Raw genomic sequence first — 20854 nt, 5'->3', positions numbered from 1 at the left:
TAGCAGGGGCTTCTAGCCGCTTTCTCTTGCTTACTTCTCTTTGCGGCGGCAAAGAGAAGTAAGTGCCGCCCCGCACAGGGGCAACGCTAATAGACCACTAACAAAACAAGGCAAGGCACCAAATCCAGATCAAGGAAAGGCCACCGCCCCAAGCACACAGACAAAAACCGCCGAGCAGGCAAAAAACCCAAATCCCCCCCAAAACCCAAAATTCAGCGCACACTATCCAACTGCTCCCTCGCGGAGCGATAAAAGCCTACTGGGGAGTCCATCATGGCAAAAGGTCAAATGCGCAGTAACCGCGAAGTAAAGAAACCGAAGCAGGCCAAGAAACCCACCCCGGCCACGACGCCATCGGGCGCCCCCCCGATCCGCGTAGCGCCGACCGTTTCGGCAACGCCAAAGAAACACTAAAGCAGCAACAAGCCCGCCCCGCCAGGCGGGCCTCACCCCATCCGCTTTACCTCGAAATATCCTCCAACGCGACATCCCGCGTCTTCGGCCCAAGCGTTCCAATGGCCAGCATCACGATCATCATCGCCCCCGAAATAAACACAAACACCCCATTCACGCCAAAGCGGTTCAAGCACCCCGCAATCACGAACGCGGAAAACATCGCCGAAATCCGGCTCCACGAATAAACAAACCCCACCGCCCTCGCCCGAATACTGGTCGGAAACAGCTCGGCCTGATATGCGTGATAGCTATAAGAAATAATGTTGCCCGCCAGCACCAGGCACACGCCCAAACTCACGAGCAATACCGTCTCCCGCGCCTGGCTGAACAGCAGCCCGCACACCACGTTCACCGCGGCCATGCAGATAATCACCGTCTTACGCTCGAAGCGGTCGGCAATCAGCATCCCCAGTAACGGTCCAAGCGGCGCCGCAATCGCGATGATGCTCGCGTACATCAAACTCGTCGTGACGGTAATGCCCTGCTTGATCAGCAACGTCGGAATCCAGTTCGCGAAGCCGTAATAACCCATCGTCTGGAACACGTGGAAAATGATCAGCATCAGCGTGCGCCTGCGATACGGCGGCACCAGCAGATCGCGAAACGTCGCACGCGCACGCACCGGTTCAGGCAAGGCCGGCTCCGGCAAAGGCCGTCCATATTCTCGTTCCACACGCGCTTCGAGTCGCTTCATCACGACGTCGGCTTCCTCGATGCGGCCCTTCTGTGCGAGCCAGCGTGGGCTCTCCGGCAAACGCAAACGGATCCACCACACCACGATCGCACCCACGACGCCGGTCAGCACAACCAGGCGCCAGCCGTCGAGGCCGAAGTAACGGTGCGGCACCAGCAAATACGATAGAAACGCGACGATCGGCACGGCGCAGAAACCGACCGCCTGCGAAAAAGCCGACGCGCGGCCCCGCACATGTTTCGGTACGAGCTCGGAGATGTACGTACCGATCGTCACGATCTCCACGCCGATACCGATGCCCGCGATGAAGCGCCAAAGGTTGAGTCCGAGCGCCGTGTCCTGGAACGCCATGATGATGTTGGCCGCCGTGTACCACAGCAGCGACCAGGTGAAAATCGCGCGCCGCCCGAAACGGTCGGCGAGAAAGCCGCAAGCGGCCGTGCCGATAAACAGGCCCGCGAATAACGCCGCGATGAAGCTCGCCACGCCGCTGGTGCCGAACAAACCGTGCGTCGTCGCGGTGAGAATGCCGCTGCGCACGAGGCCCGGTGCAATGTAGCCGGAGAACATCAGGTCGTAGAGTTCGAAGAAGAGTCCGAGGCTCAGCAGCATCACCAGTTGCCAGATCGAACGCGTCGCGGGCAAGCGGTCGAGCCGCGCCGAAATGCGCGCGCCATTTAGCGCGATCTCTTCAGCACGGCCGCCGGCCGATGCACCGGCGCCTGAGGGCAAACCACCCAGCGTGCCGGCATCGCCGACCGCTGTCGCATACACCGCATGATTCGACGATTTCATCGTCTGTCTCCATGATTTCCGGTCTGACGCCGGATAAGATTGATTGACTACGTTTGACGCATCGAGTGCACCGCTACCGTCACGCCGCTTCTCGCGGCGTCTGCGCTACGCCGCCGCCCAACGCCGTGATCTGTGCTTCGTCGTAGCCCAGGCCGCGCAGCACGTCGGCGGTGTGCTCACCGATCTTTGCGATCGGAGAGCGCGGTTGCAGACGCGCGCCATCCATCGAAATCGGCAGCAAGGGCATGGCGGTCTCGCTTCCGTCATCGAGCGTCAATCGCGCGAGGCCGCCGCTCTCGTTAAGATGCGGATCGTCGAACAGGTCCTCGGGTTTCGTGATCGAAGCGAAGGGAATGTGGTCGCGCTCGAACAGCGGCACGAGCGCCGCGCCTTCGAAGCGGCTCAAGGTTTCACCGAGCGTCTGCAGTAACCACTCGCGCGCCAGTACTCGGTCGTTGTTAGTCGCGAGGCGCGGATCCGTCAGCAGGTCGGCACGATCGAGAATCGCGCACAGCGCACGCCACTGACCGTCGCCGGTCGCGGCGATAAACATCTGCTCGTCGTTGGCAAGCCTGAACACGTCGTACACGGCCCACGCGCTGATACGCTCGGGCATCGGCGCAGCGGGCACGCCGGTCGCGGCGAACTGCTGCATGTGTTGCGCGGAAAGCAGCACGCAGTTTTCGAACAGCGCGCTCTGTACTTCCTTGCCGCGTCCGCTGGTATGCCGTTCGTGCAGCGCGGCAAGCACGCCGATCGCGCCGAACATGCCGCCCATGATGTCGTTGACCGAACTGCCCGCGCGCAACGGACGGCCTACCGGTCCCGTCATGTAGGCGAGGCCGGCCATCATCTGCACAACTTCGTCCAGAGCGAGACGGTGCTCGTAGGGACCGTTAAGGAAGCCTTTGTGCGAGACATAAATCAGCTTGGGATTGCGCTCACGCAGCGACGCGTAATCGAGGCCCAGGCTCGCCATGCGGCCCGGCTTGAAGTTCTCGACGAATACATCCGCGGTGTCGACCAGCTTGTGCAGCGCGGCTAGCCCTGCTTCCGTATCGAGTTCGAGCGCGACACTCTTCTTGTTGCGGTTGAAGGTACGAAAAAAACCCGCACCGGTGCCAAGCAAACGGCGCGTGCCGTCGCCACGCGGCGGCTCGACCTTGATGACTTCAGCACCGAGGTCGCCAAGAATCATCCCGCAGGTCGGCCCCATCACCATATGCGACAGCTCGATTACGCGGATGCCCGCAAGCGGCAACGCGCCCTGTTGCTCTGCTGAAGACGAGGATGTAGAAGAAGCAGACGTAGAAGAAACTGAAGTCATTGCAACACCCGTGATTCGGAAGGTTCAAAACGTTGAGCAGCAGCACTGAACTGCTTGGGCAAACCGGCGCGCGCCAGATAGCCGTACAGCGGTTCGCCGGGAAGCGCGTCGGCGAGAATGTCGCGCGACGCGATGAGTCGGGTGAGGTCGATGCCGGTGTCGTAACCCATGCTGTCGAGCATGAACACGAGGTCTTCTGTGTTCACGTTGCCGGTCGCGCCGGGCGCATGCGGACAGCCGCCGAGGCCCGCCAGCGACGCGTCGAATTCCCGGATGCCGTGCTGCAACGCGACCAACGTATTCGCGAGACCGAGGCCGCGCGTGTCGTGGAAATGCAGCGAGCGCAGCTTGACTCCCGCGACCTCTCGCACCAGTTCGATGATTTCGCCGACCTGGCGCGGCGTCGCCTCGCCGGTGGTGTCGCCGAGCGCGATGACATCGGCGCCCGCCTGCAAGGCGGCACGCGCGATCTCGGCGATATCTGCGTAAGGCACCGCGCCTTGCAGCGTGCAGCCGAACACCGTCGACAATCCGGCGATCAATTCGACGCGTCGCACGTCCGCACCGGCCGCACTATCGATCAGCTCGCGCATCGCGGCAAATGACTCGATCATCTCGACAGGCGTCTTGCGGACATTGGCAAGGCTATGCGCCGTGCTCACCGAAATCGGCGCGACGATCCGATGCACACCTGATTCGAGCGCACGTTGCGCCCCCTTCAGGTTCGGCACCAATGCCGTCACGATCAGATCGTCGTAAGTGAGCGCGTGGGCGATCACTTCGTCGGCGTCGGCCATTTGCGGCAATAGCTTCGCTGGCACGAACGACGCGACTTCCATATGCCGCACGCCGGCGGCATACGCTGCGTCGATCCAGCGCCGCTTGAACTCGGTGGGCATCGTGCGTGCGATGCTTTGCAAGCCGTCGCGCATGCCGACTTCGGTCACGACGACGCGTTCCTTGGTGTCACTCATGGTCTTGAATCCCAGTCTTGAATCTTGCGTGAAATGCGGGAAATGAAGCCGCTGAGTGACAGCGTGCCCGCGCGCGGCCTTGTGGCAAAGTCTGCGTTGACGACGCACTCCATCGCCGCTCGCGATGGCGGCAGTGGCATGCGGGACGGGCGTGCGCCGTCGCAAAGGGGAAACCCTTAAGGGCTTTTCAGAGGATGCAGCAGATGGTCGAGTAAATGCGATGCCGTCAGCGTCAGCGCCTTGCGGTCGCGCATACAGATCACGAAGCGCCGCTCCGCCCATGCTTCGCGCAAGGGCACGGCGACGATGCCGTATTCGTCAGCCGCATGTTTGGGCAGCGCCTCGCTCGGCAGGATCGCGACAGCAAGGCCTGCCTGGATAAAACGATAGGCGGCGTCGAAGGTCGATACATAAGTTCGATAGTTGAGCTCGTTGCCTTTTTCCACCGCGATGCGTTGCATCAGCGCATTCACCGATGCATTCGATGCGAGCCCGAGATGATCGAACGCGAGGGTCTGCTCGAAGCCGACCGCGGTTTCACCAGCCAGCGGATGATCGCGCGGCACAATCAGCGCGAGATGATCGGAGCGATACGGCAGCACATCGAGACTGCCCATCGGCACCACGTCGCGGCAGATGCCGAGATCGGCCACGCCCTCTTCCAGACCTCGCACGATCTCGGAGCTAACACGCTCTTCGACGTCAACGCGAACCTGCGGGTTGGCCTTCAGAAACACCGACAACGCCTCGGGCAGAAACTCGACCATCGACGACACATTCGCCAGCACCCGCACATGGCCGCGCGCGCCGGCCGCGTATTCGCTGAGTTCAGCCTGCAAGCGTTCGTGGCCGCGCATGATGAGCCGTGCGTGCCTGAGCAGCGCCTCACCGGCGGCGGTCGCGCGCACACCGCGCTGGCTACGCGAGAGCAGCGCGACGTCGACCAGCGCTTCGAGATCGGCGAGCCGCTTGCTGACCGCGGACGGCGCGATGAACTCGCGTTCGGCCGCCCGCGCGATCGTGCCTTCCTCGCAGACGGCGATGAACAAGCGCAACGTCACCTGATCGATTTGCCACATGAACGGGCGCGCCCTGGATGTTTGAAGTGGGAAAATTATGCCCGAGGAAGGCGGCGGCCAAGTCCATCCCAGGGTATCCACGGCCGGCACACCGGTTTGAGTCGTCGATCGCGCGCCAGGTTGTGACCGCTAATCGTGTGGCAAACTGCGCAATCAGAACAACCAACAAAGGCTTTCCCATGTCCACCGCCAGTCTCTTCGTCACCTCCGCGGGCGTCGGCCTCGCGATTGCCGCACCGGTCGGCCCAATGGGCATGCTGTGCATTCGCCGCACGCTGACGGGCGGTCCGCGCGCGGGGCTCGCAATCGGCTTCGGCATTGCGACCGGCGATGCGGTTTACGGCCTGATCGCGGCACTCGGCCTGGTCGGCATTTCGCAGTTCATGCTCGCCTACGACCGGCCCTTGCATCTGCTCGCCGGGTTGTTTCTGCTTTATCTCGGCGTACGGACGCTGCTGCAAAAAGCGCCCGCTGACGCAGCAAACGGCAACAGCGACGGCAACGGTAACGGCAAGCTCGCGCAGGTAGGCCGCGCCGGCGCACTGCGCGCCTATGCGAGTTCATTGCTGCTCACGCTGACCAATCCGCAAACCGTCATCATGTTTGCCGCGCTGTTCACGACGCTCGCGCCGCGTGGCGCGTTTTCGTCGAGCATCGCGTTGACCACGGTAGGCGGCGTGTTTTGCGGCTCGATCGCGTGGTGGTGCTTTCTCGTGACCGTGGTGTCGCTCGCGCGCCATGCGATCGGCAGCAAGCTGCGGGTTGCGATCGACCGGGTCGTCGGGATCACGCTCGCGGCGTTCGGTATCGTCGAGATTCGCCGCGCGCTTTGAAGAGGGTTAGCGGGGCTGCGCAAGGGCGCTCAACGAACGATGCGCCTTCTGACTCACGAGCGGCCCCGCAGTGCCACGAACACCACACCGGCAATCGCCAACAATCCACCGCATAGCGTCGCAAGACCCGGACGCTCGCCGGTCAGCACTGACGACAACGCCGTCGCCACCGCAGGCGTCAGATACAGGAAATTGGCCGCGCGCGCCGCGCCGAAGTAGCCCAGCGCGAACGTCCACGTTGCATAACCCAGCGCCGCTGGAAATACGCCAAGCACCAGCACCGCCTGCAACGTGCCGTGCGGCGCACTGCCCAGCGAACTCAACGCGCCCGGCAGCCACGGCGCCAGCAACACCGCCCCTGCCAGCAAAGTGTAGGCGGTGCACGTCAACGCCCCGTAGACCGGAATCAGGCGCCGCTGCAGCACGAAGTAGCTCGCCGAACACAGCGCCGCGCCGAGAATCAGCGTGCTGCCCGCGCCGAGCGTCAGACCGCCGGGCTGACCCCGCGCAATCACCGCGATGCCGGCGAGACTGACTAACGAACCGAGCCATCCCCAACGATTGAATCGCTCGCCGAGAAACGCGGCTGCCAGCAGCGCAGTGAAAATCGGCAGCGTATTGACGATGAAACTCGCCGCGCCTGGCGCGACCGTTTTCTCGCCGGTGTTGAGCAGCGCGTTATAAAGCGCGATGCCGAGAAAACCGCACAGCACGAAACGCAGACCGTCGCGCCATCTCGGCAACGGCGGGCGCCGGTAAGCAAGCCATGCGATCACCAGCAGCGCCGCGGTGGCGAAGCGCGCCGCCGCCAGGGGCAAAGGCGCCAGACCCTGCAAGCCGATGCGAATGAATGGAAAGGCGGACGCCCACGACACGATGGTGAAGGCGACCGCGCCTGCCGCCAGCAGCGGCTGCCGCGCGGAACGGGGCGATGGGGACGAAGTAAGTGTGTTCATGCGCAAATGGTGCCGCGCCGCGAGCTGCTAAGCTAGCGCACAAATGAACATCGTGATGTGAATATGGCTCACACCTCCTCACAAAGCTCGTCGGCGCGGCCGCCGCTCGCGAGCCTCGAAACCGTCTGCGTCGTCGCCCGCGAAGGCTCGTTTCTCGCCGCTGCCGAGGTCGCCGGATTGACGCACGGCGCGATCAGCCGGCGAGTGGCCGCGGTCGAAAACTGGCTCGGCATGACCTTGTTCGAACGCCATGCGCGCGGCGTGCGGCTGACGCCGGATGGGCAGCGCTTCGTGGGGCGTATCGAGCAGGCGTTCGGCATCATCGACAGCGCGGCGGATCAGTGGCGCTCGCCGCGCAGCCCGCAACTGGTCAAGCTGAGCGTGGTGCCCGCGTTCGCCAAACTGTGGTTCTTCGAGCGCCAGACGGCATTCGAGAGCGCTGCCCCGGCGCTGCGCATCCAGCTCGATATCGACCATCGCAACGTGGACATCGCCGGCGGCGAAGCGGATCTGGCGATTCGCTATGGGCGCGGCAGTTGGCGTCAGCTCGAGGTCAAACCTTTCCTGCCAGAAACGCTGTATCCGGTCGCGCATCCCGCGCTCGCCGCACGCCTCGCGAAGCAGCGACACAAACACGGCGACGCCGCGCTGCTCGACGTGCCGCTGCTGCACGACTCGGATGTGACCGGCTGGCGCGCCTGGTTCGGCGCGCTCGCTATTCCGCTGAAGCCGCGCGCGCAGGACCGGCGCTTCGAAGACTACACCCTGGTGCTGGCCGCCGCCGAAGCGGGACTCGGCGTGGCGCTGGCACGCGTGCCGTTGGCCGACGCATACCTGCGCAAAAGCGGCCTCGTGCGTGTGAGCCGCCACGAAGTCGCCTCGCCGCTGACTTATTACTTCGTGCATGCAAAGGGCGAGAGCCGGCCCGAGGTGCTGGCGCTGATCGAGCGGATGCAGGCAGGCCAGCAGGGCGTCTCGTAGCAACTTCGTACGCAAGCGCGGCAGTTTTGCGACAATAGCGGCTTTCGCCGCGCCGTCGCGGGCCTGTCGCCGAGATGCGCCGGCGCTCGAAGGCCCCTCGAAGGCAAGTGCGCGCCGGCCTTGCCGTCTAACCTGTTCAACCCACCCGACCGTCAGCGGTCTGCTCAATGGCTCTTCCCCACATCGATCTGCTGTACTCCGTCTCCGGCCTGTTCGTCGGCTTTCTGGTCGGACTGACGGGTGTCGGCGGCGGCTCGCTGATGACGCCGATCCTGGTCCTGCTGTTCAACGTGCATCCGGCTACCGCGGTCGGCACCGATCTGCTGTACGCGGCCGCCACCAAGGCGACCGGCACGCTGGTGCACGGCCTGAAAGGTTCCGTCGACTGGCAGATCACCCTGCGTCTCGCGGCCGGCAGCGTACCGGCGGCAACCATCACCTTGATCCTGCTGCATCGGTACGGGATGGACACGCCGGGCGCGAGCCGGCTGATCCAGATCGTGCTCGGCGCAGCCTTGCTGGTGACGGCCGTGGCGCTGATCTTCCGGCCGCAACTCGCGGCGCTCGGCGCGCGCCGTCAGCGCGACCCGAGGCAAGGCCGTACGCTCGCGCTCACCATGCTGACCGGCGCGGTGCTGGGCGTGCTGGTGTCGCTGACCTCGGTGGGTGCGGGCGCGATCGGCGTGACGGTGTTGCTGCTGCTGTATCCGCTGCTACCGACCACGCGCATCGTCGGCTCCGATATCGCGCACGCGGTGCCGCTCACGCTGTTGGCGGGCGCCGGTCATTGGCTGCTGGGTTCGGTCGACTGGTCGATGCTGCTGTCACTGCTGGTGGGATCATTGCCGGGCATCGCGATCGGCAGTTATCTGTCGTCGCGCGCACCGGACGCGCTGCTGCGCAACCTGCTCGCCGCCACGCTCACGCTGGTCGGCGTGCGCCTCGTGCTGTCATAAAGCAGCCGCGCTATTTGAAGAACCGGCAGGTCAGATCGGTCTCGAACTGCCTGACCCATTGACCGTGACGGTCGTGATAGGACTGCGCCCAGCCGCCGCGACGAACCGTGACAAGGCGCTCGTGCGCGGCATCGCCCGGGTCCGGGCAGGCGCTGATGTCGAAATGCGCCGGCGCAAAACCATGCCGCGCGCATACCAGTTCGAAAGCCGCCCGATCGCCGATCGGCAGATCGGTATAACGCAATTGCGTGGTTTCCATGGCGTTGACTCCGGTTCCGCTTGCATCAGAGTACGCTTCGCGCCGCGTCGATAGTGTGTCACAGCGCACAAACGGGCTGTTGCGGCGCCCACGTTCAGCCCCGTACTGGCCGACTCATCATCACCGCTTCAAAAATCACCGCTACGAAAAATAAAGCGAAAAAAAAGCTCCGGGTATTCGCCGGAGCCCTCGCTTATGCAGGCCGCTTATCGCGGCCTGCTCATTGCAAGCGTCTTACTGCTGCACAACGGTCAGCTTGTTCGACACTGACGTCACGCCGGCAACGCCCTTGGCCGCTTCACCGGCAGCGTCGATCTGGCCTTGGTCAGGCACCGAACCCGTCAGCGTCACTGCACCGCCACGAGCACGCACGGCGATGTTCGAGACGTCGATGCCTTGTGCCTTGGCGAGCGCGCTGCGCACCTTGCGACCCAGCTGGCTATTGGCCTTCTTGCCGGCCTTGGCGCTTGCAGCCGGTGCTGCGGTCGTGCCCGTAGCCGTTGCATCGCTTGCCTGAGCGTACACATTGCACGCCACCACCATTGCCACAACCGAGCCCAGCGTTTTCAGAAAACCGACCGATTTCATAGTTTCTATTCTCCTTAGCTACACATTGGACCGCATGTACAAGCGGCTTCGTTACGACTACCAGCGGCCATGCGGGACGCGACAACGCGCGGCTCAGCGACGGCCGACTATGGCTACGACACGGTGTGCGAGAGGCGAGAGAGGCCGGCCGCCGTTAGCCGCATGCGATGCCACGCATGCAATGCGGTACGGGAGCCGGCAAGCCGCGAGGTCCGCCAGCGCGCCCGGTTCTTGTCTGTCGTGCCGGGTCACGCTGTGCAAACGTCTGTTCGCGGCAGCGAACCACAATTTAATCTAGCCGCGCCAGAAGCGCAAAGGGTTTAGTCGTACGTTGCGGTGCGTTCCGGTTGTCAGAGGGGGCATCGGGCGTGTTTTGTTCATGCGTTGTTCACGCGCTGTTCACGATTTGTTACGGGTTTGACGGCGCCCGCGCCGGCTGGACGCTGCGCCGCCGCGCCAATCTCAGGTACCATCGGCGCGACGCACAAGCCGCCATCCTGTTCACTTTCGACCGTCGCCGTCACGTCACCCGATGAAGCCAGCCACCGGCCGCAAACGCCCTCCCCGTCTCGTCGCCCGTTTCGTGGCCATCTCCTGGCGCGATCTGGCGGTCTCGTTCGGACCGCTCGTGCTGATCGCCGTCGCGGCGATCTGGGTCGCCGTGCGCCTGATCCAACCCGCCCCGCCCAGCACGCTGACGATCAGCGCCGGCCCCGAAGGCAGCACCTTCTGGAATGCGGCCCAGAAGTACAAGGAGATCCTGGCGCGCAACCGTATCACCCTGAACGTCTTGCCTTCGGAAGGATCGCTGCAGAATCTCAAACGGCTCTCCGACCCGAAGTCGAACGTCGACGTCGGCTTCGTGCAGGACGGAGTCGCGCCCGGCGCAGCGAACGAGGGCTTGATGTCGCTCGGCAGCGTGGCCTATGTGCCGCTGGCGATCTTCTATCACGGCCCGACGATCTCGCGGCTCTCCGAATTCAAAGGCTTGCGCCTCGCGGTCGGCGCCGAAGGCAGCGGCACGCGCGAACTGGCGCTGGCGCTGCTCAAGGCCAACGGCATCGTGCCGGGCGGTCCGACCAAGCTGCTGCCGCTCTCGGGCGACGACGCCGCCCAGGCACTCGTCGCCGGCAAAATCGACGCGGCGTTTCTGGCCGGCGATTCGGCGCAACCGGCAGTGATGGGCAAGCTCTATCGCACGCCGAACGTGCAGTTCTACGACTTCACCCAGGCCGATGCCTACACCCGCCGTTTTCCGTATCTGACGCAGCTCGAAATGCCGATGGGCGCGTTCGACCTCGGCAAGAATCTGCCGTCCACGCCGATTCATATGGTGGCGCCGACCGCCGAACTGGTGGCGCGCGACTCGTTGCATCCCGCGCTGTCCGATCTGCTGATCGAAGCGGCACGCGAGGTCCACGGCAAGGCAAACATCATGCAGCGCGCCGGCGAATTCCCCGCGCCGCTCGCCCACGATTTCCCGATCAGCGACGACGCCGCCCGCTACTACAAGTCAGGCAAGAGCTTCCTCTACCGGATCCTGCCGTTCTGGCTGGCGAGTCTAGCGGACCGGCTGCTGGTGGTCGTGGTGCCGCTGATCGTGCTGCTGATTCCGGCGCTGCGCGTCGTGCCCTCGCTGTACACGTGGCGGGTGAAATCGCGCATCTACCGCTGGTACGGCGCGCTGATCGCGATCGAACGAAGCGCGCTCAGCGAGCACTCAGCCGAAGAACGCGCCACGCTGATCGAGCGGCTCGATGCGATCGAAGAATCGGTGAACGGGCTAAAAATGCCGCTCGCCTATGCGGATCAGTTTTACGTGCTGCGCGAGCATATCGGCTTCGTGCGCGAGCGGCTCACGCATAGCCGCGAGGCCCAGCGCGACGCGGCGGAAGACTCGGACGACGAGCCGCAGCCACCTGCTTCGGCGCACGCATCAGAAGCCGATGCCGCAACTGAATCACCTGAAGCGCGGGGAGCCGACGAGGCCGGCGAGCCTTCGGCCGGCCGCCACGCCTAGGGAGCCGTCTCGACTCACGGGGTCGAGTTTGGCGTGCGCCGCGTCGGCCATGCCCGGTCCAAATCCACATTGACGGGTGCAAGCGGCGGCGGCACCGCGTAAGATCATTACAATTCCGACGGTCCAGCAGACGACACCGTTCGGAAAGGGCAATCCGGGAGACACTTATGACCGTAGGCATCGACGCCAGGCAACCGCTGTGGTTTTACGATTTTGTCTCGCCGTTCACCTACCTGTTGCTCGAGCAACATGACAAGTGGCCGGGTTTCGACTTCGCGTTCACGCCGGTCGTGCTGAACGAACTGTATGGCCACTGGGGCCAGCGGCCCGCTTATAGCGTGCCCGCCAAGCGCACCTTCCTGTACCGCCACGCGCTGTTTCGCGCGGATCAGCTCGGCATTCCGTTCAAGATGCCGCCGGCCCATCCGTTCGACTCGATGAAGCCGCTCCTGCTCGCCACCGCGGCGAAGGGCGACATCAGCTTCGTCCGCGAGATCTTCCGTTTTATCTGGCGCGAAGGCCGCGATCCGTCGAGCAATGGCGCATTCGCCGAACTGTGCGAGCGCGTCGGCATGCCGGACGGCCCGGAACTGATCAAGAACGAAGAGGTGAAGGCGCAATTGCAGCGCAACACGACGGATGCAATCGGTCTGGGCGTCTACGGCGTGCCGACCTTCCGTCTGAACGACCAGTTGTTCTGGGGCGAAGACGCGTTGCCCATGGTGCTGTATTGCGCACGCACGCCGAACTGGCTCGACTCACAGGAAGTGAAGCGGATCAGTTCGTTGCCTTCCGGCCTTGCAGACGACTAGAGCGAAAGCAAGACGTAATATTCGGGCAAACAGGCACGCCGTGCCCGCGCATGCGCAGGTCTTTTCGGACGTGATGACGTCAAAAAGGCCGTCCTGATGCCGGCCATACCGTGCCTGCTATGCCGCCGCACCGCAAACGGGCCTAAGGTTATAACCTTTGCGCCCCGCTCTTGCGATCTGGCTCGCGGGCGGCTCCGTACGACGCTTTATCCGGACCCGACCTGCTTGCATCGCCTCGCCTAAACCATGGACGATTCCGCCGCTTCCCTCGATATCTGGCTCGTGCGCGTGCTGCGCACGCTGATCGTCGAGCGCAGCGTCACACAAACCGCGCTGCGTCTGAATCAGACCCAGCCCGCCATCAGCACCGCGTTGCGCAAACTGCGCGAGACGCTGAACGATCCGATCCTCGTGCGCGGCAAGTCGGGCATGGTGCCGACCGAATACGGCGAATCCTTGCTGGCCTCGGCGCAACGTGTGCTGCGCGAAGTGGATTTCGTGGCGACGCCGCATGGCGACTTCGATGCCGGCCGCTCGCGCCGGACCTTCCGCGTGGCGGCACCGGATTATCTGAACGACTTCTTCATGCCCACCGTGATCGCGCAGTTTCGCGAAGCAGCGCCGCATGCGCGTCTGGAGATCGATTCGCTAAGCCCGATGCTCGACCATTCGGCCGCGCTCGACGCGGGTGAACTCGATCTGGTAATCGGCAACTGGCCGAAGCCTGATCCGCGTTTCGAGCGCAGTGATCTGTTCTCCGATACGGTGGTGTGCCTGATGCGCGCCGATCATCCGCTCGCCCGCACACCGATGACGCGCGAAGCGTATCTCGCCGCGCCGCATCTCGCGCCAACGCCTTATAGCGGCGCAAGCGGCGGCGCCGTCGACATCGGCTTCGCGAGAGCCCGCGCCGAGCGGCGCATCGTCGCCACGCTGCCCTACTTCGGCCTCGTGCCGCAAACGCTGTTGCAATCGGATCTGATCTTCACGACCACACGCCGTTTCGCGATGCACTATGCGAGCATCCTGCCGCTCGCCGTGGTCGAAGTGCCGATTCCGTTTCCGCGCATCAAGTGCTATCAGCTATGGCATCCGCAGCCGGACCGGCCGAGCGATGTCGGCTGGCTGCGTACGCTGATGTCGCAAGTGTCGGATGAATTGATCGCACAGAAGGTGCGGCGCGCGAAACGTCCGGCGAAAAAAGAAACGTCAGCCGCAGAGGGCTGACGTTGTGGTGTGGTGCTTGACGTTACGTTTGAAGGCTCTCTTCGCTTAGACGCTCGCGTAAAGCTTCTGCATTGCCGCCTGAGCCGCGGCTTGACGTGAACGGATCTGCAGCAACTCGGCACACACCGCGACCGCGATTGCCGAAGGCGCTTTATCCACAATACCGGTCACGCCGATCGGGCAGGTCATCTCCACCAGCCGATCCAGATCCACCCCACGATCCAGCAAACGACGCTCGAATTTCACGCGCTTTGTCTTCGACCCGATCATGCCGAAGTAGGTGAAATCGCGCCGCCGCATGATGCGCGCGGCGAGCGAAAAATCGAGCGCGTGGTTATGCGTCATCACGAGGAAATACGCGCCGGGCGGCGCCGTGTCGACGATTGCATCGGGCGTGTCGGTCGCTTCGATCTGCACGTTAGCCGGCGTTTCGTCGGGGAACAGTTCGTCGCGCTCATCGACCCACTGGACGACGCACGGCAAGCTGCCGAGCAGCGTGACGAGCGCATGGCCGACGTGCCCCGCGCCGAACAGCACGATGTGCATCGGCGCCGGACGCGGCGCCTGCACGGCGCTGCGCCGGCCGATCTGAACGGAAGAAAAGTCGTTCATGGCGATCATTCCAGTGAGTTTCGATATTTGCACGATTGTCCTTAGCTGGCCAGTTGCGCTTTACTGCCGCGCCGCTGCGGTTGCTGCCCGCACGGCGCCGACTGCCTTCAAGATTTCCTCGCTGGTCGCGGGCGCATTCAGCGGCGGATTGACCTTATGGTCACCCACGGCCGACACCGCATCGCGCACGGCAAAGAACACCGAGAACGGCAGCAGCAGCGGCGGCTCGCCAGTCGCCTTCGAACGGTGGATGCTGTCCTCCGCATTGCGGTTCTTGAACAGGCGCACACGGAAGTCCGGCGGCGTATCGTTGACGGTCGGAATCTTGTAGGTAGACGGCGCGTGCGTCATCAGCTTGCCGCCCGTGTTCCACCACAGTTCTTCAGTCGTAAGCCAGCCCATGCCCTGGATGAACGCGCCTTCCACCTGGCCCACGTCGAGCGCCGGGTTCAGCGATGCACCCACGTCATGCAAAGCGTCCGCGCGCAGCACGCGCATTTCGCCGGTCAGCGTATCGATCACCACTTCCGACACGGCCGCGCCGTACGAGTAGTAGTAGAACGGCCGGCCTTGCAGCTTCGATTGATCCCAGTAGAGCTTCGGCGTGGCGTAGAAGCCGTCCGACCAGAGCTGGACGCGCGCGATGTAGGCCTTCGCGATCACTTCTTCGAACGGCACGATCATCTCGCCGACCACCACGCGGTCGTGCACGAAACGCACTTCCGAAGCGGCCACCTGCCCTGCGCCGAAACGCTCGGCAGCGAAGGCCGACAGACGTTCGCGCAACTGGCGCGCGGCGTCTTGCGCAGCCTTGCCGTTCAGGTCCGAACCGGTCGATGCGGCGGTCGCCGACGTATTGGCGATCTTGCTCGTATCGGTCGCCGTGACGCGGATACGGTTAAAGCCGATACCCAGTTCATGCGCGACGACCTGCGCGACCTTGGTGTTCAAACCCTGGCCCATTTCGGTGCCGCCGTGGTTCACCAGCACCGAACCGTCGGTGTAGATGTGCACCAGCGCGCCGGCCTGGTTAAAGTGGGTCACGTTGAACGCGATGCCGAACTTGACCGGCGTGAGCGCCAAGCCCTTCTTCAGCACTTCGTTGTTCGCGTTGAACTCGTTGATCGCTGCACGGCGCGCGCGGTATTCGCTGGTCGCTTCGAGTTCGTCAATCAGTTCGTGAATCACGTTGTCTTCGACCACCTGACCATACGGCGTCTGGTTGCGCTCGGTCTTGCCGTACAGATTGCGGCGGCGCACGTCGAGCGAATCTTCGCCAACCGAACGCGCGACGTTGTCCATGATGTACTCGATCGCGAACGCGCCTTGCGGACCGCCGAAGCCGCGGAACGCGGTGTTCGATTGCGTGTTGGTCTTGCCGCAGAAGCCGTCGATCGTGACGTCGGACAGCCAGTACGCGTTGTCGAAGTGGCACAGCGCACGCGTCATCACGGGACCGGACAGGTCGGCGGAGAAGCCGCAACGCGAGGTCATGTCGACCGTCACTCCGTCGATCACACCCTTGTCGTCGTAGCCCACTTCGTACGTATAGTGGAAATCGTGGCGCTTGCCCGTGACCATCATGTCGTCGTCGCGGTCCGGACGCAGCTTGACCGGGCACAGCAGCTTCCATGCAGCGAGCGCCGCGCAGCACGCGAACAGACCCGATTGCGATTCCTTGCCGCCGAAACCGCCACCCATGCGGCGGCATTCGATCAGCACGTTGTGCGACGCCACGCCCAAGGCGTGCGCGACCATGTGCTGCATTTCGGTCGGGTGCTGCGTCGAGCAGTAGACGTGCATGCCGTCGTCGTCCTTCGGCACCGCGTACGAAATCTGGCCTTCCAGGTAGAACTGCTCCTGGCCGCCGAGCAGCATCTCGCCGGCTTCGCGACGCGCCGCGCGGGCAATCTTCGTATCGGCTTCGCCGCGCGCGAGTTTCATCGGCGGCAAGACGTGCTGGTTCGCGGCGCGGGCCTGTTGCGCGGTGAGAATGGCCGGCAGTTCTTCGTAGACGATTTCGGCGCGGCGCGCAGCGAGGCGCGCGACGTCATGCGAGGTCGCGACCACGATGAACATCGGCTGGCCGACGTATTGCACGACACCGTCCGCGAGAATCGGATCGTCGCCGTGGATGATCGGACCCACGTCGTTGACGCCGGGGATATCGCCCGCGGTGAAGATCGCGACCACGCCCGGCGTGGCACGCACTTTGTCGAGCGCCATCGAGACGATCTTCGCGTGCGCTTTCGTCGATAGGCCGAGCGCGGCGTGCAGCGTGCCGGCGAGCGTCGGGATGTCGTCGGTGTAGGTGGCGCGGCCACTCACGTGCAAATGCGCGGACTCGTGCGGGCGCGAGACGTGGACCTGGGTGAAGTCGTCGAGCTCCTTGAGGTCTTTCAGGAACGGTTCGGCTTGCTGATTCATTGTGTGGGTTCTCCGTATCCTTTGGCTTCTTAGGCGCCGACCGGGGCGCAAGCAGCGGCGACTGCACGAACATCCAGTGCGCTCTTGGGCAGCGGGTTGTTCGGACGCGTTTCGAGCCAGAAGCGGTACAAGGTGTTCTTGGCCGCTTCAAGGCGGTAGTTGCTGGTCGCGCGCATGTCGGAGAGCGGCGCGTAATCGTTGCCGAGCGCCAGCATTGCGGCTTGCGCGGTGGCTTCGTGCCACTCGGCGTCGCGCAGCACGGCTTCAGTGAGCGTCGCGCGCTTGGACGTGGCGGCCATGCCGCCGAATGCGATGCGCGGCTCGCGGATCACGTTGCCGTCGGCGATGAAGGAGAACGCGGCGCACACCGCCGAGATGTCCGAATCGAAGCGCTTGGACAGCTTATAGCTGCGGAACTGCAGGTTCTTGCGCACGCCGGTGCGCGATGGCACCTTGAGCCCGACGACGAACTCGTGCTCCGCCATATCCTTCTTCTGATACGCGAGGTACAGGTCCTCGAGCGGCATTTCACGCTCGATCTCGCCGCCGCGCACGATCACGCGTGCGCCGAGCGCGATCAGGCCGGGCATCGAATCGCCGATCGGCGAACCGTTGGCGATATTGCCGCCGAGCGTGCCGGCATTGCGGATCGGCAGCGACGCGAAGCGCTGCTGCATTTCGAACAGTTCCGGATACTGCTTGACGATTTCCGTGTAGGCCTTTTCGACGCTCACGCCCGCGCCGATCTCGATCCAGTCGTCGTTGGTTTCGAGCTTCTGCAATTCGGCGATCTGCCCGACATACACGATGTTGCCGAGCTCGCGCATCATCTTGGTGACCCACAGACCGATGTCCGTGCTGCCGGCGAGAATACGCGCGGCCGGTTCGGCTTCCTTGATCTTCGCGAGCGCCGCGACCGTGCGCGGCGCGTCGAACTGCTGGCCGGCGTGCTGGTAGTGGAACGTGTCCTTGCGCTCGAGCGTGGCGAGTGCATTCGACAGCGCTTCGATATTGACCGGTGCTTTCGGCGCGGGCGCTTCGAACATGCGCACGGCTGCGTCGACGATCGGACGATAGCCGGTGCAGCGGCACAGATTGCCGGTCAGCGCGTTGCTGATCGCGTCGCGCGACGGCACAGTTTTGTTTGCGCAGCTATGTTCGTGGCCATGCTTTTCGTACAGCGACCACATCGACATGACGAAACCCGGCGTACAGAAACCGCACTGCGAACCGTGGCACTCGACCATCGCTTCCTGCACCGGATGCAGCGAGCCGTCCGGCTGACGCAGGTCCTCGACGGTGAAGAGCGCTTTGCCGTCCAAGGTCGGCACGAACTGGATGCAGGCGTTGACTGCCTTGAAGTCGACGCCGCCCGCCTCGTTGCGCTCGCCGATCACGACCGTGCATGCGCCGCAGTCGCCTTCGGCGCAGCCTTCCTTGGTGCCGGTGCAATGCACGTCTTCGCGCAGATACTGCAGGACGGTGCGGGTGACGGGCGCATCCTTGATCTCACGGATCGCGTTGCGGTGGTAGAAGCGAATCGGCTCAGTCATGTCTCGTTACTCTCAATGTTCTGTGTCCGTTGGGACGTGCTGCGATGATGGTTCGAAAACTATCATCATCAATAAATACAACCCATAGCGGGGATCGCATGCGGGACATATTCGCGAAACGATATAGAGATGGGTTTGGGGGGGCGGTTGGCTTATGTTGAATTGGCTGTTTTGCCGTATTTATATGTAAATTGCTGCATTAAAGCCATCAACGAACAAGGCTCATTCATCCGGTCGGCATCAAAAGACCGCTCGTGCAGGGTGAAAACGGACCACTATATCGATCCGGCACCGTTATTTAACCGCCGAAAGTATTAAGCAAACCCTGCAAGGGAATCGGTTCCATGGGAAAATCACGCCTTCCCGCCGTTTTCAAGTCTCGTTTTCCCCATGTCCACCGACTCAGCGACACCGCGCAGCGAATTTGCGACGACCATGCAGATCATTCCGGTCGTCTTTTTCACGTTTCTTTGCTACCTGACGATCGGAATTCCGCTCGCGGTGCTGCCGGGCTACGTCCACGATGACCTGGGTTACAGCGCGATTCTGGCCGGCGCGGCGATCAGCGTGCAGTACCTGGCGACGCTGGCCTCGCGGCCGCTCGCCGGCCGCTCGGCCGACACGTTAGGGCCGAAGCGAACGGTCACGATCGGCCTGATGGGTTGCGGCGCGAGCGGGATCCTGTTGCTGCTGGCCGTGTTGTGCGGGCGCTGGCCGGTGGTGAGCCTGGGGCTGCTGGTGTGCAGCCGTCTCGTACTCGGCTTCGGCGAAAGCCTGTGCGGCACTGGCGCGATTTTGTGGGGCATCGGCCGGGTGGGCACGAGCAACAATGCGCGGGTGATTTCGTGGAACGGTATCGCGACTTACGGCGCGCTCGCGATTGGCGCGCCGCTCGGCGTAGCGATTGCACACACGATCGGGTTTGCCGCGTTGGGCGTCCTGGTAATTCTACTGGCGGCGCTCGGGTTTTATCTGGCGCGGCCTATCGCGCCGGTGCCGATCGTGCATGGCGAGCGGATGTCGTACCGGAGCGTGTTCACGCGGGTGCTGCCGCATGGGATCGGGTTGGCACTGGGCTCGGCCGGCTTTGGGTCGATCGCCACGTTCATCACGCTGTTTTATGCCGCGCGGCATTGGCCTAATGCGGCTTTGTCGTTGACTGTTTTTGGCACGCTGTTTATCGGCGCGCGTTTGTTGTTCGCTAATACGATCAAGGCTTACGGTGGGTTCCGGGTCGCGATTGCTTCGTTTTCGTTTGAATGTGCCGGGTTGTTGATGTTGTGGTTGGCGCCTGAGCCGCATATTGCCCTCGCGGGGGCGGCGTTGACCGGGTTTGGGTTTGCTTTGGTGTTTCCTGCTCTTGGTGTGGAGGCGGTTGGGCTTGTGCCGCCCGCTAGTCGGGGGGCGGCTTTGTCGGCTTATTCTGTGTTTCTTGATCTTTCTCTGGGGATTACGGGGCCGTTGGCCGGGTATATCGCTGGGGAGTTTGGTTATGCGCAGGTGTTTTTGTTTGCGGCGGTCGCTTCCGCGATGGCAGTCGTGCTGTCGACGATGATGTATTTACGGAATTCTCGGGCGCCGAATGCGCCTGCGGCGACCTGATTTTTTTGCTTGCTTGGCGCTTGTTTTGTCTGTGTTCTTAGGGCTTTGGCCTTTCCTTGATTTGCTAGTGGTCTATTAGCGTTGCCCCTGTGCGGGGCGGCACCTACTTTTCTTTGCCGCCGCAAAGAAAAGTAGGCAAAAGAAAGCGGCTAGAAGCCCCTGCTAAGCGGGTCCCGCAGCCCACACAGGGTAGTGGTGCATCTGGAATCTGGGTTCGTGCCCCGGCACGTGCTTGTGACAAGGGCGTCATACTTCCGGCGGCGCTACGCGCGCCGAAGAGCCGTTCATAAAACCATCCGCTACGTTTTGACTCCCCCCTCGCCACCGGATCGTGGCTCGTCCTTGCACCGCGCAGCCGCGACCGTGATTGCGGGGCACGGGCATATCATTTGAAGTTAGGGTTCCCAGGTGAGTGCAGAGCGCCTCGCCGAGGCGAAGCCAACGGCCCCCACAAACCCCAACCGAAGCCCGTGGTTTCCCCTGCAGCCCCGTCCGCGACGCACGTAGTGCGGAGTGGGAGCTGATGAGTCCTTTGTCACTAACGCTGAATGTGCGAGAACACGGATTCCAGTCGCACCACTACCCCAGGCAGACCACGAGACCCGCTTAGCAGGGGCTTCTAGCCGCTTTCTTTTGCCTACTTGTATATTCCCTCCTGTGGCGCCGACCCGATCAGTTGTCGCCACATGGACAGTCAGCTCGT

The 20854-nt window shown here is 63.4% G+C and carries 17 protein-coding genes; 7 read left to right on the top strand and 10 right to left on the bottom strand.

The genetic code is table 11. The annotated features are described in order from the left end of the window. Positions 1-460 precede the first annotated feature (460 nt). The 4 genes from KHO33_RS40590 to KHO33_RS40575 form a co-directional block, all read right to left on the bottom strand. A complete protein-coding gene (locus KHO33_RS40590) occupies positions 461-1945 on the bottom strand; it encodes an MFS transporter (protein ID WP_200568314.1) in 1485 nt (494 codons plus the stop codon). 79 nt (positions 1946-2024) lie between these two features. Next, positions 2025-3272 carry a CaiB/BaiF CoA transferase family protein gene (locus KHO33_RS40585; protein WP_200568315.1) on the bottom strand — a complete coding sequence of 416 codons (1248 nt, stop codon included), beginning with the start codon at positions 3270-3272 and terminating at the stop codon, positions 2025-2027. Continuing rightward, on the bottom strand, positions 3269-4246 hold the full coding sequence (locus KHO33_RS40580) for a hydroxymethylglutaryl-CoA lyase (RefSeq protein ID WP_200568316.1): 978 nt from the start codon (positions 4244-4246) through the stop codon (positions 3269-3271). The genes KHO33_RS40585 and KHO33_RS40580 overlap by 4 nt, the downstream gene beginning before the upstream one ends. 176 nt (positions 4247-4422) lie before the next feature. Further along, a complete protein-coding gene (locus KHO33_RS40575; protein ID WP_200568317.1) occupies positions 4423-5325 on the bottom strand; it encodes a LysR family transcriptional regulator in 903 nt (300 codons plus the stop codon). Between the two features lie 179 nt (positions 5326-5504). Between KHO33_RS40575 and KHO33_RS40570 the strand changes: the two genes are divergently transcribed. Beyond that, positions 5505-6158, top strand: a complete 654-nt coding sequence (locus tag KHO33_RS40570) for a LysE family translocator (RefSeq protein ID WP_054043257.1) — start codon at positions 5505-5507, stop codon at positions 6156-6158. 53 nt (positions 6159-6211) lie between these two features. Here KHO33_RS40570 and KHO33_RS40565 read toward each other — a convergent pair whose 3' ends face one another. Next, positions 6212-7114: a DMT family transporter gene (locus KHO33_RS40565; protein WP_200568318.1), complete on the bottom strand. Its 903-nt coding sequence runs from the start codon at positions 7112-7114 to the stop codon at positions 6212-6214. Between the two features lie 63 nt (positions 7115-7177). Here KHO33_RS40565 and KHO33_RS40560 point away from each other — a divergent pair, with 63 nt between their 5' ends. Together KHO33_RS40560 and KHO33_RS40555 are read left to right on the top strand one after the other, a co-directional pair. Continuing rightward, entirely contained in the window at positions 7178-8095 is a 918-nt protein-coding gene (locus KHO33_RS40560; RefSeq protein ID WP_200568319.1) for a LysR substrate-binding domain-containing protein, read from the top strand. Positions 8096-8262: 167 nt separating this feature from the next. Further along, positions 8263-9051, top strand: coding sequence for a sulfite exporter TauE/SafE family protein (locus KHO33_RS40555; protein ID WP_200568320.1), 789 nt, complete (start codon positions 8263-8265; stop codon positions 9049-9051). A 10-nt stretch (positions 9052-9061) separates the two neighbouring features. Here KHO33_RS40555 and KHO33_RS40550 read toward each other — a convergent pair whose 3' ends face one another. Further along, on the bottom strand, positions 9062-9310 hold the full coding sequence (locus tag KHO33_RS40550) for a hypothetical protein (protein ID WP_054043264.1): 249 nt from the start codon (positions 9308-9310) through the stop codon (positions 9062-9064). A gap of 234 nt (positions 9311-9544) precedes the next feature. Further along, entirely contained in the window at positions 9545-9898 is a 354-nt protein-coding gene (locus KHO33_RS40545) for a BON domain-containing protein (RefSeq protein WP_054043266.1), read from the bottom strand. Between the two features lie 532 nt (positions 9899-10430). On the opposite strand from KHO33_RS40545, the gene KHO33_RS40540 reads away from it, so the two are divergent. From KHO33_RS40540 to KHO33_RS40530, 3 genes are all read left to right on the top strand, one after another. Then, complete coding sequence (locus tag KHO33_RS40540) at positions 10431-11918, top strand: TAXI family TRAP transporter solute-binding subunit (protein WP_200568321.1); 1488 nt, start codon at positions 10431-10433, stop codon at positions 11916-11918. A gap of 167 nt (positions 11919-12085) precedes the next feature. Beyond that, positions 12086-12730, top strand: coding sequence for a 2-hydroxychromene-2-carboxylate isomerase (locus tag KHO33_RS40535; protein ID WP_054043272.1), 645 nt, complete (start codon positions 12086-12088; stop codon positions 12728-12730). Positions 12731-12976: 246 nt separating this feature from the next. Continuing rightward, positions 12977-13957 (top strand): LysR substrate-binding domain-containing protein, encoded by a 981-nt coding sequence (locus KHO33_RS40530; RefSeq protein ID WP_054043274.1) that lies wholly within the window; start codon positions 12977-12979, stop codon positions 13955-13957. Positions 13958-14002: 45 nt separating this feature from the next. On the opposite strand, the gene xdhC is transcribed toward KHO33_RS40530, so the two are convergent. From xdhC to xdhA, 3 genes are read right to left on the bottom strand one after another with little or no spacing between them, the layout of a single operon-like run. Beyond that, positions 14003-14569, bottom strand: a complete 567-nt coding sequence (gene xdhC, locus KHO33_RS40525; protein ID WP_234480937.1) for a xanthine dehydrogenase accessory protein XdhC — start codon at positions 14567-14569, stop codon at positions 14003-14005. A gap of 60 nt (positions 14570-14629) precedes the next feature. Then, the gene (gene xdhB, locus KHO33_RS40520; protein ID WP_200568322.1) at positions 14630-16996 is read right to left on the bottom strand and encodes a xanthine dehydrogenase molybdopterin binding subunit; all 2367 of its coding nucleotides are present in this window, start codon (positions 16994-16996) and stop codon (positions 14630-14632) included. Between the two features lie 29 nt (positions 16997-17025). Continuing rightward, the gene (xdhA, locus tag KHO33_RS40515; RefSeq protein ID WP_200568323.1) at positions 17026-18549 is read right to left on the bottom strand and encodes a xanthine dehydrogenase small subunit; all 1524 of its coding nucleotides are present in this window, start codon (positions 18547-18549) and stop codon (positions 17026-17028) included. Positions 18550-18939: 390 nt separating this feature from the next. On the opposite strand from xdhA, the gene KHO33_RS40510 reads away from it, so the two are divergent. After that, on the top strand, positions 18940-20151 hold the full coding sequence (locus KHO33_RS40510) for an MFS transporter (protein WP_054043276.1): 1212 nt from the start codon (positions 18940-18942) through the stop codon (positions 20149-20151). Positions 20152-20854 lie beyond the last annotated feature (703 nt).

The organism is Paraburkholderia nemoris (assembly GCF_905221015.1).
Taxonomy (GTDB): Bacteria; Pseudomonadota; Gammaproteobacteria; order Burkholderiales; family Burkholderiaceae; genus Paraburkholderia; species Paraburkholderia nemoris.
The sequence above is the reverse complement of the archived record's forward strand: the minus strand, read 5'-3'. Positions and strand labels throughout refer to the sequence as shown.

Bases quoted from the DNA above. Each gene is read 5' to 3' on its own strand.
- KHO33_RS40560 (WP_200568319.1), top strand. From the start codon at position 7,178: ATGGCTCACACCTCCTCACAAAGCTCGTCGGCGCGGCCGCCGCTCGCG.
- KHO33_RS40580 (WP_200568316.1), bottom strand. From the start codon at position 4,246: ATGAGTGACACCAAGGAACGCGTCGTCGTGACCGAAGTCGGCATGCGC.
- KHO33_RS40510 (WP_054043276.1), top strand. From the start codon at position 18,940: ATGTCCACCGACTCAGCGACACCGCGCAGCGAATTTGCGACGACCATG.
- KHO33_RS40535 (WP_054043272.1), top strand. From the start codon at position 12,086: ATGACCGTAGGCATCGACGCCAGGCAACCGCTGTGGTTTTACGATTTT.
- xdhA (WP_200568323.1), bottom strand. From the start codon at position 18,549: ATGACTGAGCCGATTCGCTTCTACCACCGCAACGCGATCCGTGAGATC.
- KHO33_RS40570 (WP_054043257.1), top strand. From the start codon at position 5,505: ATGTCCACCGCCAGTCTCTTCGTCACCTCCGCGGGCGTCGGCCTCGCG.
- KHO33_RS40530 (WP_054043274.1), top strand. From the start codon at position 12,977: ATGGACGATTCCGCCGCTTCCCTCGATATCTGGCTCGTGCGCGTGCTG.
- xdhC (WP_234480937.1), bottom strand. From the start codon at position 14,569: ATGAACGACTTTTCTTCCGTTCAGATCGGCCGGCGCAGCGCCGTGCAG.
- KHO33_RS40585 (WP_200568315.1), bottom strand. From the start codon at position 3,272: ATGACTTCAGTTTCTTCTACGTCTGCTTCTTCTACATCCTCGTCTTCA.
- KHO33_RS40550 (WP_054043264.1), bottom strand. From the start codon at position 9,310: ATGGAAACCACGCAATTGCGTTATACCGATCTGCCGATCGGCGATCGG.
- KHO33_RS40590 (WP_200568314.1), bottom strand. From the start codon at position 1,945: ATGAAATCGTCGAATCATGCGGTGTATGCGACAGCGGTCGGCGATGCC.
- xdhB (WP_200568322.1), bottom strand. From the start codon at position 16,996: ATGAATCAGCAAGCCGAACCGTTCCTGAAAGACCTCAAGGAGCTCGAC.
- KHO33_RS40555 (WP_200568320.1), top strand. From the start codon at position 8,263: ATGGCTCTTCCCCACATCGATCTGCTGTACTCCGTCTCCGGCCTGTTC.
- KHO33_RS40545 (WP_054043266.1), bottom strand. From the start codon at position 9,898: ATGAAATCGGTCGGTTTTCTGAAAACGCTGGGCTCGGTTGTGGCAATG.
- KHO33_RS40565 (WP_200568318.1), bottom strand. From the start codon at position 7,114: ATGAACACACTTACTTCGTCCCCATCGCCCCGTTCCGCGCGGCAGCCG.
- KHO33_RS40575 (WP_200568317.1), bottom strand. From the start codon at position 5,325: ATGTGGCAAATCGATCAGGTGACGTTGCGCTTGTTCATCGCCGTCTGC.
- KHO33_RS40540 (WP_200568321.1), top strand. From the start codon at position 10,431: ATGAAGCCAGCCACCGGCCGCAAACGCCCTCCCCGTCTCGTCGCCCGT.